Here is a 14,713-nt window from a genome sequence, read left to right as displayed (position 1 = left end):
AGCGCTGTGAGGCGTTGAGCTAACCAATACTAATTGCCCGTGAGGCTTGACCATATAACACCCAAGCAATTTGCGTCGAACAGACCAGATTGCGGTGTTGTGAAGATGATACGAACCGAAAGTTTGCGATTCACAAATACCATCACATACCCGATTCGCTGGAATGCCACCCAAAAGGGCATCCTGGCTACAGAATTTCTTGACGACCATAGAGCATTGGAACCACCTGATCCCATCCCGAACTCAGTAGTGAAACGATGCATCGCCGATGGTAGTGTGGGGTTTCCCCATGTGAGAGTAGGTCATCGTCAAGATTAAATTCCGAAACCCCCATCTGCGAACGCAGGTGGGGGTTTTGTCTTTGTGGCGTTCAACAATATTTCCGGCAACCTCGGACGCGGCCTTCGGCCGCTGCTACGGACATTGTTGCGGCGAGGTTCGAAATCGCATGCAAATCCGCGTCAGGCAACCTACCCTGTAGCGTAATTTGCCACCCGACCTCAAGGAGCCGCTCGGAACGCCGATGCGCCAGATCTGGAAACCTTTTCGAGCGTTGTATTTCGCCGCGTTGATGATGTTGATCGGCTCGGGCCTGCTAAGCACCTACCTGGCCCTGCGCCTGGCTGCCGAGCATGTGGATGGCCTATGGGTGGGGGCCTTGATGGCCGCCAACTATTTCGGCCTGGTGTTGGGTGGCAAGATCGGCCACAGGCTGATCGGCAGGGTAGGGCACATTCGTGCCTATACCACCTGCGCCGGCATTGTCTGTGCCGCAGTGCTGGGCCATGGCCTGGTGGATTACCTGCCCGCCTGGCTGTTCCTGCGGATGATCGTGGGCCTGGGCATGATGTGCCAGTACATGGTGATCGAAAGCTGGCTCAACGAGCAGGCAGACGCCAAGCAGCGCGGCGCCGTGTTCAGCGGCTACATGATCGCGTCCTACCTGGGCCTGGTGCTGGGCCAATTGATTCTGGTGGTGCACCCGCAGCTGGGCCTTGAGCTGCTGATGCTGGTGGCGCTGTGCTTCGCCCTGTGCCTGGTGCCCGTGGCCATGACCCAACGTATCCACCCGGCACCGCTGAAGCCGGCACCCATGGAGCCGCGGTTCTTCCTCAAGCGCGTACCGCAGTCCCTGAGTACCGTGTTGGGCTCGGGGCTGATCGTGGGTTCGTTCTATGGTTTGGCGCCGCTGTACGCCTCCCAGCAGGGCCTGAGCACCGAACAGGTCGGCCTGTTCATGGGCTGCTGCATCTTCGCCGGGTTGGTGGTGCAATGGCCGCTGGGCTGGCTGTCCGACCGCTACGACCGCGCGGTGCTGATCCGCACCTTCGCCTTCTGCCTGGCCATTGCCGCCTTGCCGCTGGCGGTGCTGCCCAGTGTGCCGCTGGAAGTGCTGTTCGGCGCCGGCTTCCTGGTGTCGCTGCTGCAGTTCTGCCTGTACCCGCTGGCCAACGCCTTCTCCAACGACCATGTCGAGCCCGAGCGCAGGGTTTCACTGACGGCCATGCTGCTGGTGACCTACGGCGTGGGCGCCAGTGTCGGGCCGCTGGCGGCGGGTGTGCTGATGAAGTCGTTCGGCAGCCACATGCTCTACGCGTTCTTCAGCTTCTTTGCCTTCGTGCTGGTGTGGCGTATTCGGCCCAAGGCCGTCACCAACCTGCACCAGGTGGACGACGCGCCACTGCACCACGTGGCCATGCCGGACAGCATGACCAGCTCGCCGCTGGTGGCCGCCCTGGACCCGCGCGTGGACGAGCAGTCGGTGCACGACCAGATGCACGTCAGCAACGAGCACACGCCCGAGCCGGTGGTGGACGTGCAGGTAGAGCCCATTGCCGATGAACTGGACGAAGCCGCCGAGATGGGCGACGGCAAGAAGGTGGGGCGCAGCCTCAGCGAAGAAGAGCAGTAAGGCAGCGAGACACAAAAAAGGCCCGGTATTCACTACCGGGCCTTTTTTCATGGGGCGATCAACTCAGTAATCGTCCTTGTCGAAGCGGCGCGCCTCGCGCTGCAGGTCGAACACGAAACGTTCCACCTGGCGCTGCACCAGCCCGGTCATGTTGTGGAAGCGCATGCCGGCGAAGGTGGTGTTGATGCGTTCTTCGAAATGCAGATGGCGCAGCTCGACCGGCGCGGTCATCTTGCCGAACGGCAGGTTGGCCACGAAGCGGTCATACACCTGGCCCAGTTGCAGGCGTTCGGAAATGTCGCCCTCGAAGCGCAGCTTGCAGCCGGTGGCGGAGATGTCCAGCAGCTTGCCGACGAACTCGCCCTTGAGCTTTTCGCCTGCAATCTCGACGTCCACCAGGTGCGCCAGCTTGAGTGCGGCGCGGAACGCGTTGCGACGCTGGTGGTAGACCACCTCGGTCGGCAGGGGGCCGTGGTACACGCGGCCGCCTTCGTTCTCGTCGATGGTCAGCACGTCGTTGACGTCCCAGGCGATACGCACGCCATCATGGAAGCCTTCCACCTTGAAAGGCTCGCCGGCCGCGAGGAATTTCTCGCCGTCGCGCGGGATCATCTCGTCGAAGGCCAGGACATTGCTGTCCTTGTCCAGTTCGACCAGGTAGGTCTGGAAGCGCTGGCTGCGCTCATGGAATGTGATGATCAAAGGATCATGGCTCTGCAGCAGCGCACGCAGGTTGGCGGCGATTTCCAGGGGCGTTGTCAGCACCTTGGGGGGCTGCGGAGCGTCTTCCGCGTTTGTGGCATTGAACACGGTTTATCAATCTCCAGGCAAAAAACGACACACGCAGGTGCTGGCTTTATGGCAGCATGTTCCACGCCTTGGTAAGGAAGGTCAAGCCTGACTAAGCGGACGAGGCTTTGCCAATTTCGACGTGGAGCCTCGGGCATCATAAAGCGAGGGGGTTTCACCGCCCATGAGAATGCGCATCTGGTTGGCGGTGGTGAGTTGTTGCAGGCGTATCAGCTTGCCATTCTGCTCATTCACTGCCTGGCAATCGGCCAGCAGCCCCGTGAGCAGATCGCCCCGGGCCAGGAGATCGGCGCCAAGGTGCGTGTGTTGGGCCAGGGTTGCCAGGCCATTACGGTCAGCGGTCAACTTGAGACTGAGCAGGATCTCGGTGCGTTTACGGCCATGCTGCTCGAGCAGAACGATCAACGACTGTTTTTGCGCCAGGATATTTTCCAGCAGCGGCATGTCGCGGCCATGCAAGGCCAGCGACTCGTGCTGCAGCAGGGCGAGCAGTTGCTGCGCCGGAGCGATATCTTCTTCAATCAACAGCAGTAGGTTTCTGTCGTGCATGGCTGGCTCTGGTATTCAAGCGTCCAGAAGCCTCGGCGCAGGGCGGGAGCCCTAGCGCTGGGCTTCGAAATTTAGCAGTTTGCTGGCTACGCGGCTGCTATCCACTTTATAGCTGCCATCGGCAACGGCCGCTTTCAACTGCGCCACGCGGGCGCTGTCGACAGTCGGCTGGTCGCGCAGCTTGTCAGTGACTTTCTGCAACTGCTGAGCCTCGGAACTCAGGTGTACGGATTCCCCGCCGCTGGCATTGCCAGTGGACGTAGTGGTGGCCGCGGACGTGTCAGTGCTCACCGAGGTATCGGTAGCGGTGTCTTTGGTGCCGCTCGTACGTGTCGAAGTCGACACCTGCGAGGAATTGTTCAAACGACTGAAGTCGATAACCATAATGAAAAACCTCTGGGTATTTGGACGCTTGCCTTGTTTTCGGCCAAACCCCGAATAACTTTAGGCACTTTGATACAAAGCGCCGATGCGCCAGGACTGGGGGCTGCGATGCTCCCAGTCTAGGAAAATACGCCGCGAACCGCCAGCGTTTACATGGCCACTTCCACCTGGCCTGGCCCAGTGACGCGGGCCTTGATCACGCGATTGGAGTTCAGGTTGCGCACCCGAATCTGCTCGCTCATGGCGCCCTTGGTCAGCGCCTCGCCGGGCATTTTCACCGCCAGGCCGCCGGTGGTGGCGGTGATCACCACGTTGTCGCCTTTCTTGATGGTGTCGGGCGCTTCCACGTGGGCGGGGCTCAATACCTGGTCATTTACCGTTGGTCGGAGAAGCTTCTGGCCCACCGCCTGGTCCAGCGCCGTCAGGTAACCCTGGGACAGCAGGCCCACGTCCCGCTCGCGCAGGGCCACGTCGCCCTCTTCTATGACACTGTCGCGCTTGAGCGGGCGCGTGGTCATCACCACCTCGCGGAACAGCTTGACCTGGGCCGGTACGAACACCGTCCACGGCGAGCTGCCGTCACAGCGAACGCGCACCGACACCCGGCCAATGGGGGTGGCGGGGCTTTGCAGCGCGGCTGTCAATTCCTTGTCGCACAGGCCCATGCGCAGGCGCGGGTCCAGCGGGTTGACTTGAATCTCGTAGCGACCCTCGGTCTGGCTGGTTGCCAGATAATCTTCTACGGTGAACTCAAGAAAACCTTGGGTAGTACCGATAAGCTGCTCAGGAGTTGTGAATTCCTCGGCCTGGGAGGCACTGCCGAATCCAAAAATGCAGACCACGGCGAGTCCGCAGAGTAGTCTCTGTGCCATGCGTCGGGAAAATGTCGTTTTTGCGTTCATACATTACAAAAAGCAAGGGCCGTGCCGATTCACTCAACAGGTACGATCCACGCGAAGGTTTAAGGAGTCACGGGCATGGCTGGTGTAATGGATTCGGTGAACCAGCGCACTCAACTGGTAGGGCAGAACCGCCTGGAACTGCTGTTGTTCCGGCTCAACGGTTCGCAGCTGTATGGCATTAACGTGTTCAAGGTGCGGGAGGTGCTGCAGTGCCCCAACCTGACCGTGATGCCCAAGTCCAGCCCGGTAGTGCGCGGTGTCGCGAATATTCGTGGGGCGACCATCCCGATCCTCGATCTGGCAATGGCAACCGGTGCGCCCGGTCTGCAGGACATCAAGAACACCTTCGTGATCATCACGGAGTACAACACCAAGATTCAGGGCTTCCTGGTGCACTCGGTAGAGCGCATCGTCAACATGAACTGGGAAGAGATTCATCCACCACCCAAGGGCACTGGCCGCGATCATTACCTCACGGCCGTGACTCGGGTGGACAACAAGCTCGTCGAAATCATCGACGTGGAAAAAATCCTCGCGGAAGTGGCTCCCACCTCCGAGTCGATTTCCCACGGCGTGGTGGACGAGGAAACCCAGCACAAGGCGGTTTCCCTGCGGGTGCTGACCGTGGACGACTCCTCGGTGGCGCGCAAGCAGGTGACCCGTTGCCTGCAGACCGTGGGCGTGGAAGTGGTGGCATTGAACGACGGGCGGCAGGCGCTGGATTACCTGCGCAAGCTGGTGGATGAAGGCAAGCGTCCCGAGGAAGAATTCCTCATGATGATCTCCGACATCGAAATGCCCGAGATGGACGGCTATACCTTGACTGCGGAGATTCGCAGCGACCCACGCATGAAAAACCTGCACATCACCCTGCACACGTCCTTGTCGGGCGTATTCAACCAGGCGATGGTGAAGAAGGTGGGGGCCGACGACTTCCTGGCCAAGTTCCGGCCGGACGACCTGGCCCAGCGCGTGGTAGATCGGATCAAGGCAGCAGGCTAACGCCCGGGGCATACTGCCCCTGGCACGAACGACGATTTGAGAGGCGGCACCATTGTCTACGGGTAATTTGGATTTCGAACAGTTCCGGGTCTTCCTGGAAAAAGCCTGTGGCATTCTGTTGGGCGAGAATAAGCAATATCTTGTTTCCAGCCGTCTCAACAAGCTGATGGAACAGCAGGGCATCAAGTCCCTGGGCGAGCTGGTGCAGCGCATCCAGACCCAGCCGCGCAGTGGCTTGCGCGAGCAGGTGGTGGACGCCATGACCACCAACGAGACCCTGTGGTTTCGCGATACCTACCCCTTTGAAGTGATGAAGAACAAGGTCATCCCCGAGTTCGTCAAGAATTCGCCGGGCCAGCGCCTGCGTATCTGGTCGGCCGCCTGTTCATCGGGGCAGGAGCCCTATTCGCTGTCGATGACCATCGACGAGTTCGAGCGGACCAACCTGGGCCAGCTGAAGTCGGGCGCGCAAATCGTCGCCACCGACCTGTCCGGTTCCATGTTGACCAACTGCAAGAGCGGCGAGTACGACAGCCTGGCCATCGGCCGTGGCCTGTCGGCAGACCGCCTGCAGCGCTACTTCGACACCAAGGCGCCGGGCCGCTGGGCCGTGAAGGCACCTATTCGCAGCCGTGTGGAGTTCCGCTCGTTCAACCTGCTGGACAGCTACGCGGCGCTGGGCAAGTTCGACGTGGTGTTCTGCCGCAACGTGCTGATCTACTTCTCCGCCCAGGTGAAGAAAGACATCCTGATGCGCATCCACGGCACCCTCAAGCCGGGTGGCTACCTGTTCCTTGGCGCCTCCGAGGCGTTGAACGGTTTGCCGGACCATTACCAGATGGTCCAGTGCAGCCCGGGCATCATCTACCAGGCGAAATAAAGCAAAGGCCCTTCGGGGCCTTCGTTGTTTTTGGCCCTGCCAAAAGCGGCAATCCACCGTTGCCGCTTTGTTGGCACCCAGCGGAACCCGCTTGCCGCTTTTCTGGCATTGCCGCTTGCCACTTTCCCCAAACCCCAGCAAAACCGGGCCTCGCGCAATTTGGCACGGGCCTTGCTATCTCTCTGTCACCAACATCCGGTCCGCCGTTTAAAGGTTTCCACCATGAGCATCAGTTTCGACAAAGCGCTGGGTATTCACGAACAGGCACTGGCTTTCCGCGCCCAGCGTGCCGAAGTGCTGGCCAACAACCTGGCCAACGCCGACACGCCCAACTACAAGGCGCGTGACCTGGACTTTGCCGCCGTGCTGCAGGCCGAAGGCGACAAGCGCCAGAACGGCACGTTCGAGCTGGAGCGGACCAACAACAAGCATATCGAGGCCGAAGGCCTGAGCATGGGTGACCAGCAATTGCTGTACCGCACCCCCAGCTCGCCGTCGCTGGACCAGAACACCGTGGACGCGCAGGTTGAACAAGCCAACTACGCAGAGAACTCGGTGAACTTCCAGGCCAGCTTCACCCTGCTCAACGCCAAATTCAAAGGGCTGGTGTCAGCCATCCGTGGGGAGTGATTCATGTCTCTAGCCAGCGTTTTCAACATTGCCGGTACCGGCATGAGTGCCCAGACCACTCGCCTGAACACCGTCGCCAGTAACATCGCCAACGCCGAGACCGTCTCGTCGAGCATCGACCAGACCTACCGCGCGCGCCACCCGGTGTTCGCCACCGTGTTCGACCAGACCCAGTCCACCGGTGACAGCGGTTCGCTGTTCCAGGACCAGGACGCCGCCGGCAGCGGCGTGCAAGTGTCGGGCGTGATCGAGGACCAGAGCAACCTGGAAGCCCGTTACGAGCCCAAGAACCCGGCCGCCAACAAAGACGGTTACGTGTACTACCCGAACGTCAACGTGGTGGAGGAGATGGCTGACATGATCTCTGCCAGCCGTTCGTTCCAGACCAACGCGGACATCATGAATACCGCGAAAACCATGATGCAGAAAGTCCTGACCCTGGGTCAGTGATAGGGGCGCAAGAACATGACCACAACAACTGACAGCACCTCGGCTTCGTCCGTCCTGACGTCACTGCAGAAAACCACCAGTACCACCGACAGCTCCACCGGTACCGCGGGCAGTGCGCTGGGCAAGGACGCGTTCCTGCAACTGCTGGTTACCCAGATGCAGAACCAGAACCCCCTGGACCCACAGGACAACAGCGAATTCGTTTCGCAGCTGGCCCAGTTCAGCAGCCTGGAAAGCATGCAGAGCCTCAACGACTCGGTGAGCACCATCCTCACCTCGTACCAGTCGTCCCAGGCCCTGCAGGCTTCTTCGCTGGTCGGCCACTCGGTGACCGTCACCGGCACCACCGCCGACGTCGACACCAGCAAGGGCCTGACCGGCTCGGTGAACCTGACCGACTCCAGCACCAGCAACACCATTGGCGTCTACAGCAGTGACGGCACCCTGGTTCGTACCCTGGACATGGGCACCCAGTCGGCCGGCACCTACAGCTTCACCTGGGATGGCAAGGACGGCGACGGCAATACCGTTGATTCGGGCACCTACACCTTCAAGGCAGTCGCCACCGTGGACGACACCTCGACCGTGATGACCACCAACCTGCCGAACACCGTGAACAGCGTGACCATGGCCACCACCAGCGGCGGTGAAATGACGCTGAACCTTGCGACGGGCACCAGTGTTGGCCTGTCTTCTGTCCAAACCATCGGAATTTAATGCCGGCTACGGCGCAGGAGTGAACTTATGTCTTTCAACGTCGGCCTCAGTGGCCTGGCAGCTGCCAACAAAGCCCTGGACGTCACCGGCAACAACATTGCCAACGTCGCCACCACTGGTTTCAAATCGTCGCGCGCAGAATTCGCCGACCAATACGCAGCGTCCATCCGCGGCACCTCGGGCAAGACCACCGTCGGTAGCGGCGTGACCACTGCGGCCGTGTCGCAGCAGTTCACCCAGGGCAACATCGAGTCCACCGGCAACAGCCTGGACATGGCCATCAACGGTAACGGTTTCTTCGTGCTGAGCGACAACGGCTCGAAGCTGTACACCCGTGCCGGTGCTTTCTACAGCGACAAGTCGGGCAACATCGTCGACTCCAGCGGCAACAACCTGCAGGGCTACACCACCGACTCCACCGGCAAGCTGACTTCCGGCGTGCTGTCGAACCTGGCCATCGACACCTCGAACCTGGCGCCGAAGGCGACCACGTCGGTATCGGAAACCGTCAACCTGAACTCCAGCGCGACCGCCCCGACCGTCAGCCCGTTCAGCGCCTCGAACACCAGCAGCTACAACTACACCTTCAACACCGACGTGTACGACAGCCAGGGCAACGCCCACCAGCTGAACCAGTACTTCGTGAAGGATGACACCTCCAACAGCTGGACCATGTACACCACCATCGACGGTGTGAACCCTACCGACCCGACGTCGACCACGCCGGAAGCCAACCCGATCACCTTCAACTCCGACGGCTCGTACAGCTACACCGCCGGTGCCGTGACCGGTGGCCTGACCGTGAACGACGACGGTACCTTCAGCCTGGCCGGCTGGGTGCCTGCCGCCGAACAGAGCGATGGTACCTATGCCTCCAACGGTGCCTCCGCTACTGCGGACATCACCCTGGACATGACCAACCTGACTCAGTACAACGCCACCTCGGCCACCACCGCCAAGGACCAGGACGGCTACGCCACCGGCGAACTGTCGGCCCTGTCGGTCAGCGACACCGGCCAGCTGACCGCCACCTTCACCAACGGCAAGACCAACATCATTGGCCAGGTGGCCCTGGCCAACTTCGCCAACGTGCAGGGCCTGAGCCCGGCCGGTGGTACTGACTGGCGCGAAACCTACGCCTCGGGCGTACCGGTCATCGGCACCCCCGACACCGGCACCATGGGCTCGCTGACCGCCTCGTCGCTGGAAGACTCCAACGTCGACCTGACCGCTGAGCTGGTGAACCTGATCAAGGCGCAGTCCAACTACCAGGCCAACGCCAAGACCATCTCCACCGAAAGCACCATCATGCAGACCACTATCCAGATGACTTGATAGTTGTCGCGGTAGCTACAAAACAACCCGGGCCCCGCGCCCGGGTTTTTTATGTGTGGCCGAAACTGTTTGTGTGGGAGCGGGCTCTGCCCGCGAAAGGGATATTGCGGTCTGGCTGATTCTGCGCGGTGTGTTTTTCGCGGGCAGAGCCCGCTCCCACGGGCGGCAGCTGCGTCAGGGCTCCGGTTTTCTGGCGCCCATTGCCGCCAACCGGCAGCCACGCGCCGTTTTTCCGTCTCGGCCAATGGCGGGGCAGGGCGCCAACCCCCGCCAGCACCCTGTAACACCGGGCACACAAAGGCTTTTTCAACCTTGGCCCGCTTGTTGCTATATCCCTGTCAGAACAGTGGTCGGCGGCATTCGCCCGTCATGGGAGACATACCTTGGACAAAATGCTTTACGTGGCAACGAGCGGGGCCAATCAGAACTCGCTGGCGATGAAGGCTCACGCCAACAACCTGGCCAACGTTTCCACCAACGGCTTCCAGCGCGACCTTGAACAGGCACGCTCCATGCCGGTGTTTGGCGACGTATACGCCTCGCGCGCCTACGCCATGACCGAAAACCCGGGCACCGATTTCACCCCCGGTGCCATGGTGGCAACCGGTCGTGACCTGGACGTGGCCGCCGATGGCGACAGCTACATCGCCGTGCAATCGCCCGACGGCAGCGAGGGCTATGTGCGCATGGCCAGCATGAACGTCGACGCCCTGGGCGTGTTGCGCGACGGCAATGGTTTGCCGGTCATGGGCAACGGTGGTCCGATTGCCGTGCCGCCCGAGCAGCAGATCGAGGTGGGTGCCGACGGCACCATCAGCGTTCGCTCCATGGGCCAGGGCCCGGAAGTGATGGCCCAGGTGGACCGCATCAAGCTGGTCAAGCCCGACCCGCGCAACCTGGTCAAGGGCACCGACGGCCTGCTGCACACCAAGGACGGCCAGCCAGCCGCCGCCGATGCCACCTCCAGCGTGACCTCCGGCTTCCTGCAGGCCAGCAACGTCAACGCCGTGGAAGAGATGACCTCGGTGCTGGCCCTGTCCAAGCAATTTGAACTGCACATCAAGATGATGACCACCGCCAAAGAGGACGACGAGTCCATGGCGCGGGTCTTGCAGAACACCTGATAAATGACTGGGCGCGGCGAAAAACAGGCGCGCACATAGGAGAACAGAATGCTTCCGGCACTTTACGTCAGCAAGACCGGTCTGGCCGCTCAGGACATGAACCTGACGACCATTTCCAACAACCTGGCCAACGTCTCGACCACCGGCTTCAAGGCCGACCGCGCCGAGTTCCAGGACCTGCTGTACCAGACCAAACGCCAGCCTGGTGCCAACTCCACCACCGACACCGAGCTGCCGTCCGGCTTGCAGCTGGGTACCGGTGTGCGCATCGTCGGCACCCAGAAGAACTTCACCGCCGGCAGCCTGGCCACCACTGACCAGCCGCTGGACATGGCCATCAACGGCCGTGGCTTCTTCCAGATCACCCAGCCGGACGGCACCACCGCGTACACCCGCGACGGCACCTTCCACCTGGACTCCAACGGCCAGATCGTGACCGCCAGCGGCAACGCCCTGAACCCGGCCATCGTGGTACCGACCAACGCCCAGACGTTCACCGTGGGCACCGACGGCACCGTGTCGATCACCACCGCCACCAGCGCCACCTCGACCGTGATCGGCAACCTGCAGACCGCCGACTTCATCAACCCGGCAGGCCTGCAGGCCATCGGCAGCAACCTGTACCTGGAAACCGCTTCCAGCGGCGCGCCGCAAGTGGGTACCCCGGGCCTCAACGGTTTCGGCACCACCCTGCAGAACACCCTGGAAAACTCCAACGTCAGTACCGTTGAAGAGCTGGTGAACATGATCACCACCCAACGTGCCTACGAGATGAACTCCAAAGTGATCTCGACTGCCGACCAGATGCTCCAGTACGTAACGCAGAATCTGTAATTCAGCCACACGGCGCCGCCGGCGCCAGCTTCATCGTGAGGTCAGTGTCATGAGTCGTTTGTCCAGTGTTCTTGCCTTGAGTGGGATCGCTTTGTTGTCGGGTTGCATGTCGCCGCCGCCCAAGCCCAATGACCCGTACTACGCGCCGGTGCTGCCACGCACCCCGCTGCCTGCGGCGTCGAACAACGGCTCGATTTATCAGTCCGGCTTCGACCAGAACCTGTACACCGACCGCAAGGCGTTCCGGGTAGGGGACATCATTACCGTGACCCTGGCCGAGAAGACCGCGGCCAGCAAGAGCGCCGACTCCAAGCTGACCAAGGACTCCAGCACCTCGCTGGGCCTGACCTCGCTGTTTGGCGGTGGCGTGTCCACCACCAACCCGGTCACCGGCGGCAAGCTGAGCCTGGACGCCGGCTACACCGGCACCCGCGCCACCGACGGCACCGCCAAGGCTGACCAGGCCAACAGCCTGACCGGTTCTATCACGGTGACTGTGGCCGACGTGCTGCCCAACGGCATCCTGTCGGTGCGTGGCGAGAAATGGCTGACGCTCAACACCGGTGAAGAGCTGGTGCGCATCGCCGGCCTGATCCGTGCCGACGACATTGCTACCGACAACACCGTGTCGTCGACCCGTGTCGCCGATGCGCGCATTACCTATTCGGGCACCGGCGCGTTCGCCGAGTCCAACCAGACCGGTTGGCTTGACCGTTTCTTCATGAGCCCTTACTGGCCTTTCTAGGTGTCCACGACCATGCGTAAATTCAAGCACCTGATGGCCGTGACCCTGCTGGCTGCCGCGGCACTGGGGGCGGCCAGCGCCGCCCAGGCCGAGCGCCTGAAGGACATCGCGAGCATTTCCGGCGTGCGTTCCAACCAGTTGATCGGCTACGGCCTGGTGGTGGGCCTGGACGGCACGGGTGACCAGACCACCCAGACCCCGTTCACCCTGCAGACCTTCAACAACATGCTGGCGCAATTCGGCATCAAGGTGCCTACCGGCACGGGTACCACGCAGCTGAAAAACGTCGCGGCGGTGTCCATCCATGCCGACCTGCCTCCGTTCTCCAAGCCCGGGCAGACCATCGACGTCACCGTGTCGTCCATCGGTAACTCCAAGAGCCTGCGCGGCGGCAGCCTGCTGATGACCCCGTTGAAGGGTATCGACGGCAACGTCTACGCCATTGCCCAGGGCAACCTGGTGGTAGGCGGCTTCGACGCTGAAGGCAAGGACGGTTCCAAGATCACCGTCAACGTGCCGTCGGCCGGCCGCATTCCCGGCGGTGCCTCGGTAGAGCGTTCGGTACCGAGCGGCTTCAACCAGGGCAACAGCCTGACCCTGAACCTCAACCGTTCGGACTTCACCACTGCCAAGCACATTGTCGACAAGATCAACAACATGCTCGGCCCAGGCGTGGCCCAGGCCATCGACGGCGGTTCGGTGCGCGTCACCGCGCCTATCGACCCAAGCCAGCGCGTGGACTACCTCTCGGTACTGGAAAACCTGGAAGTGGACCCGGGCGCGGCACCGGCCAAGGTCATCATCAACTCGCGTACCGGCACCATCGTCATTGGCCAGAACGTGAAGGTTTCGCCAGCCGCCGTGACCCACGGCAGCCTCACCGTGACCATCACCGAAGACCCGATCGTCAGCCAGCCGGGCCCGCTGTCCAACGGCCAGACCGCCGTGGTACCGCGCTCCAAGATCAACGCGCAGCAGGAAGCCAAGCCGATGTTCAAGTTCGGCCCGGGCACCACGCTTGACGAGATCGTTCGTGCCGTCAACCAGGTGGGCGCAGCGCCCAGCGACCTGATGGCCATCCTTGAAGCACTGAAACAGGCCGGCGCCCTGCAAGCCGACCTGATCGTGATTTGAGGTAGCAGGCCATGGACATGCCAAAAGGTGGCGTCAGCGCCCCCGCCGATTCCGGGGCCTACACGGACCTCAATCGCCTGAACGCGCTGAAGACCGGTGACAAGGACAGCGACGCCAACCTGAAGAAGGTGGCGCAGGAGTTCGAGTCGCTGTTCGTCGGTGAGATGCTCAAGTCGATGCGTTCTGCCAACGACGTGTTGGGCAAGGACAACCCGATGAACACCGAGACCACCAAGCAGTACCAGTCGATGTACGACCAGCAGTTGGCCGTGACCCTGTCCAAGCAGGGCAACGGCATCGGCCTGCAGGACGTACTGATGCGCCAGCTGTCGAAGAACAAGGGCGTGGAGCATACCGGCGCCAACCCGTTCGAGCACAACGCCCCGGCGTTGTCGACGCTCAATGGCGGGCGCAACACCGCGGCCGATCTCAAGCACGCGCTCAACGGCACGGCCAGCACGGCCCACAGCAATGACGTGGCCATGCTCAACCAGCGCCGCCTGTCGCTGCCCAGCAAGCTGGCCGACCGCATCATGGCCGGCATCGTGCCGTCCACCGCGCCGGCTACCGCGCCGGCTACCGACGCCACTGCCGCCGCCACCCAGGCGCTGGCGCGCAACGGCATCAAGGTCAACACCGCCGCCAGCATGGCGCAGACCGCTGCCACCAGCACCGACGCCGATGGCAGCAGCGATGCCGGTGAATGGCAATCGGCCCAGGCGGCCATTGCCAGCGGGGACATTCGCATCATCGGCCGCAGCGTGGCCCAGCCACCGCTGGCGCCGGCGAAGAAAGCCTTCAGCACGGCCGACGAATTCGTCGCCACCATGCTGCCCCTGGCCAAGGACGCTGCTGCGCGCATTGGCGTCGACCCCAGCGTGCTGGTGGCCCAGGCGGCGCTGGAAACCGGCTGGGGCCGCTCGGTCATGCGTGACGAAAGCGGCAAGAGCAGCCACAACCTGTTCGGCATCAAGGCCAGCGGCAGTTGGCAGGGTGACCAGGCGCGCGCCATCACCAGCGAGTTCCGCAACGGCAAGATGGTCAAGGAGACGGCGCAGTTCCGTTCCTACGATTCCTATGCCGACAGCTTCCACGACCTGGTGACGTTGCTGCAAAGCAATGATCGCTATCAAGGTGTGGTGAAGTCGGCCGATAACCCGGAACAGTTTGTTAAAGAGTTGCAGAAGGCCGGTTACGCCACGGACCCGGACTACTCCAGCAAGATTTCGCAGATAGCCAGGCAGATGAAGGGCTACCAGAACTACGCGCTGGGCAGTGCCTCCACCCATTTATAAGGTTTTGAAC

16 protein-coding genes and 1 rRNA gene are annotated in these 14,713 nt (G+C 61.9%); 13 read left to right on the top strand and 4 right to left on the bottom strand.

Annotation, left to right across the window (positions count from 1 at the left end; translation table 11 throughout):
* The first annotated feature begins 198 nt into the window (after nucleotides 1-198).
* A 5S ribosomal RNA gene (rrf, locus tag AC0SZ7_RS21135) occupies nucleotides 199-314 on the top strand.
* Nucleotides 315-523: 209 nt separating this feature from the next.
* The gene (locus AC0SZ7_RS21130) at nucleotides 524-1,912 is read left to right on the top strand and encodes an MFS transporter (protein ID WP_475506205.1); all 1,389 of its coding nucleotides are present in this window, start codon (nucleotides 524-526) and stop codon (nucleotides 1,910-1,912) included.
* Between the two features lie 63 nt (nucleotides 1,913-1,975).
* Here the strand turns inward: AC0SZ7_RS21130 and AC0SZ7_RS21125 are convergent, their stop codons facing one another.
* The 4 genes from AC0SZ7_RS21125 to flgA all read right to left on the bottom strand — a co-directional run bounded on the left by AC0SZ7_RS21125 (nucleotide 1,976) and on the right by flgA (nucleotide 4,557).
* On the bottom strand, nucleotides 1,976-2,722 hold the full coding sequence (locus AC0SZ7_RS21125; protein WP_475506204.1) for a flagellar brake protein: 747 nt from the start codon (nucleotides 2,720-2,722) through the stop codon (nucleotides 1,976-1,978).
* Nucleotides 2,723-2,803: 81 nt separating this feature from the next.
* Nucleotides 2,804-3,271, bottom strand: a complete 468-nt coding sequence (locus AC0SZ7_RS21120) for a flagella synthesis protein FlgN (protein WP_475506203.1) — start codon at nucleotides 3,269-3,271, stop codon at nucleotides 2,804-2,806.
* 51 nt (nucleotides 3,272-3,322) lie between these two features.
* A complete protein-coding gene (gene flgM, locus AC0SZ7_RS21115) occupies nucleotides 3,323-3,655 on the bottom strand; it encodes a flagellar biosynthesis anti-sigma factor FlgM (RefSeq protein WP_475506202.1) in 333 nt (110 codons plus the stop codon).
* Between the two features lie 149 nt (nucleotides 3,656-3,804).
* A complete protein-coding gene (flgA, locus tag AC0SZ7_RS21110) occupies nucleotides 3,805-4,557 on the bottom strand; it encodes a flagellar basal body P-ring formation chaperone FlgA (RefSeq protein WP_475506201.1) in 753 nt (250 codons plus the stop codon).
* A gap of 75 nt (nucleotides 4,558-4,632) precedes the next feature.
* On the opposite strand from flgA, the gene AC0SZ7_RS21105 reads away from it, so the two are divergent.
* The 11 genes from AC0SZ7_RS21105 (at nucleotide 4,633) to flgJ (ending at nucleotide 14,703) form a co-directional block, all read left to right on the top strand.
* A complete protein-coding gene (locus tag AC0SZ7_RS21105) occupies nucleotides 4,633-5,559 on the top strand; it encodes a chemotaxis protein CheV (protein ID WP_475506200.1) in 927 nt (308 codons plus the stop codon).
* A 52-nt stretch (nucleotides 5,560-5,611) separates the two neighbouring features.
* Nucleotides 5,612-6,439 (top strand): protein-glutamate O-methyltransferase CheR, encoded by an 828-nt coding sequence (gene cheR / locus AC0SZ7_RS21100; RefSeq protein ID WP_475506199.1) that lies wholly within the window; start codon nucleotides 5,612-5,614, stop codon nucleotides 6,437-6,439.
* A gap of 222 nt (nucleotides 6,440-6,661) precedes the next feature.
* A complete protein-coding gene (gene flgB / locus AC0SZ7_RS21095) occupies nucleotides 6,662-7,069 on the top strand; it encodes a flagellar basal body rod protein FlgB (protein ID WP_475506198.1) in 408 nt (135 codons plus the stop codon).
* A 3-nt stretch (nucleotides 7,070-7,072) separates the two neighbouring features.
* The gene (gene flgC / locus AC0SZ7_RS21090; RefSeq protein WP_473004016.1) at nucleotides 7,073-7,519 is read left to right on the top strand and encodes a flagellar basal body rod protein FlgC; all 447 of its coding nucleotides are present in this window, start codon (nucleotides 7,073-7,075) and stop codon (nucleotides 7,517-7,519) included.
* A 15-nt stretch (nucleotides 7,520-7,534) separates the two neighbouring features.
* Entirely contained in the window at nucleotides 7,535-8,236 is a 702-nt protein-coding gene (locus AC0SZ7_RS21085; protein ID WP_475506197.1) for a flagellar hook assembly protein FlgD, read from the top strand.
* Nucleotides 8,237-8,263: 27 nt separating this feature from the next.
* The gene (gene flgE, locus AC0SZ7_RS21080; protein ID WP_475506196.1) at nucleotides 8,264-9,571 is read left to right on the top strand and encodes a flagellar hook protein FlgE; all 1,308 of its coding nucleotides are present in this window, start codon (nucleotides 8,264-8,266) and stop codon (nucleotides 9,569-9,571) included.
* A gap of 383 nt (nucleotides 9,572-9,954) precedes the next feature.
* A complete protein-coding gene (locus tag AC0SZ7_RS21075) occupies nucleotides 9,955-10,695 on the top strand; it encodes a flagellar basal body rod protein FlgF (RefSeq protein ID WP_475506195.1) in 741 nt (246 codons plus the stop codon).
* 48 nt (nucleotides 10,696-10,743) lie between these two features.
* Nucleotides 10,744-11,529, top strand: coding sequence for a flagellar basal-body rod protein FlgG (flgG, locus tag AC0SZ7_RS21070; protein ID WP_416426120.1), 786 nt, complete (start codon nucleotides 10,744-10,746; stop codon nucleotides 11,527-11,529).
* Nucleotides 11,530-11,578: 49 nt separating this feature from the next.
* Complete coding sequence (gene flgH, locus AC0SZ7_RS21065; protein ID WP_158154697.1) at nucleotides 11,579-12,274, top strand: flagellar basal body L-ring protein FlgH; 696 nt, start codon at nucleotides 11,579-11,581, stop codon at nucleotides 12,272-12,274.
* A 12-nt stretch (nucleotides 12,275-12,286) separates the two neighbouring features.
* Nucleotides 12,287-13,408, top strand: a complete 1,122-nt coding sequence (locus tag AC0SZ7_RS21060; RefSeq protein WP_475506194.1) for a flagellar basal body P-ring protein FlgI — start codon at nucleotides 12,287-12,289, stop codon at nucleotides 13,406-13,408.
* Nucleotides 13,409-13,419: 11 nt separating this feature from the next.
* Nucleotides 13,420-14,703, top strand: a complete 1,284-nt coding sequence (gene flgJ / locus AC0SZ7_RS21055) for a flagellar assembly peptidoglycan hydrolase FlgJ (protein WP_475506193.1) — start codon at nucleotides 13,420-13,422, stop codon at nucleotides 14,701-14,703.
* Nucleotides 14,704-14,713 lie beyond the last annotated feature (10 nt).

The sequence above is a fragment of the Pseudomonas sp. JC1203 genome (genome assembly GCF_056175065.1).
This window is presented reverse-complemented; position numbering and strand designations above follow the sequence as displayed.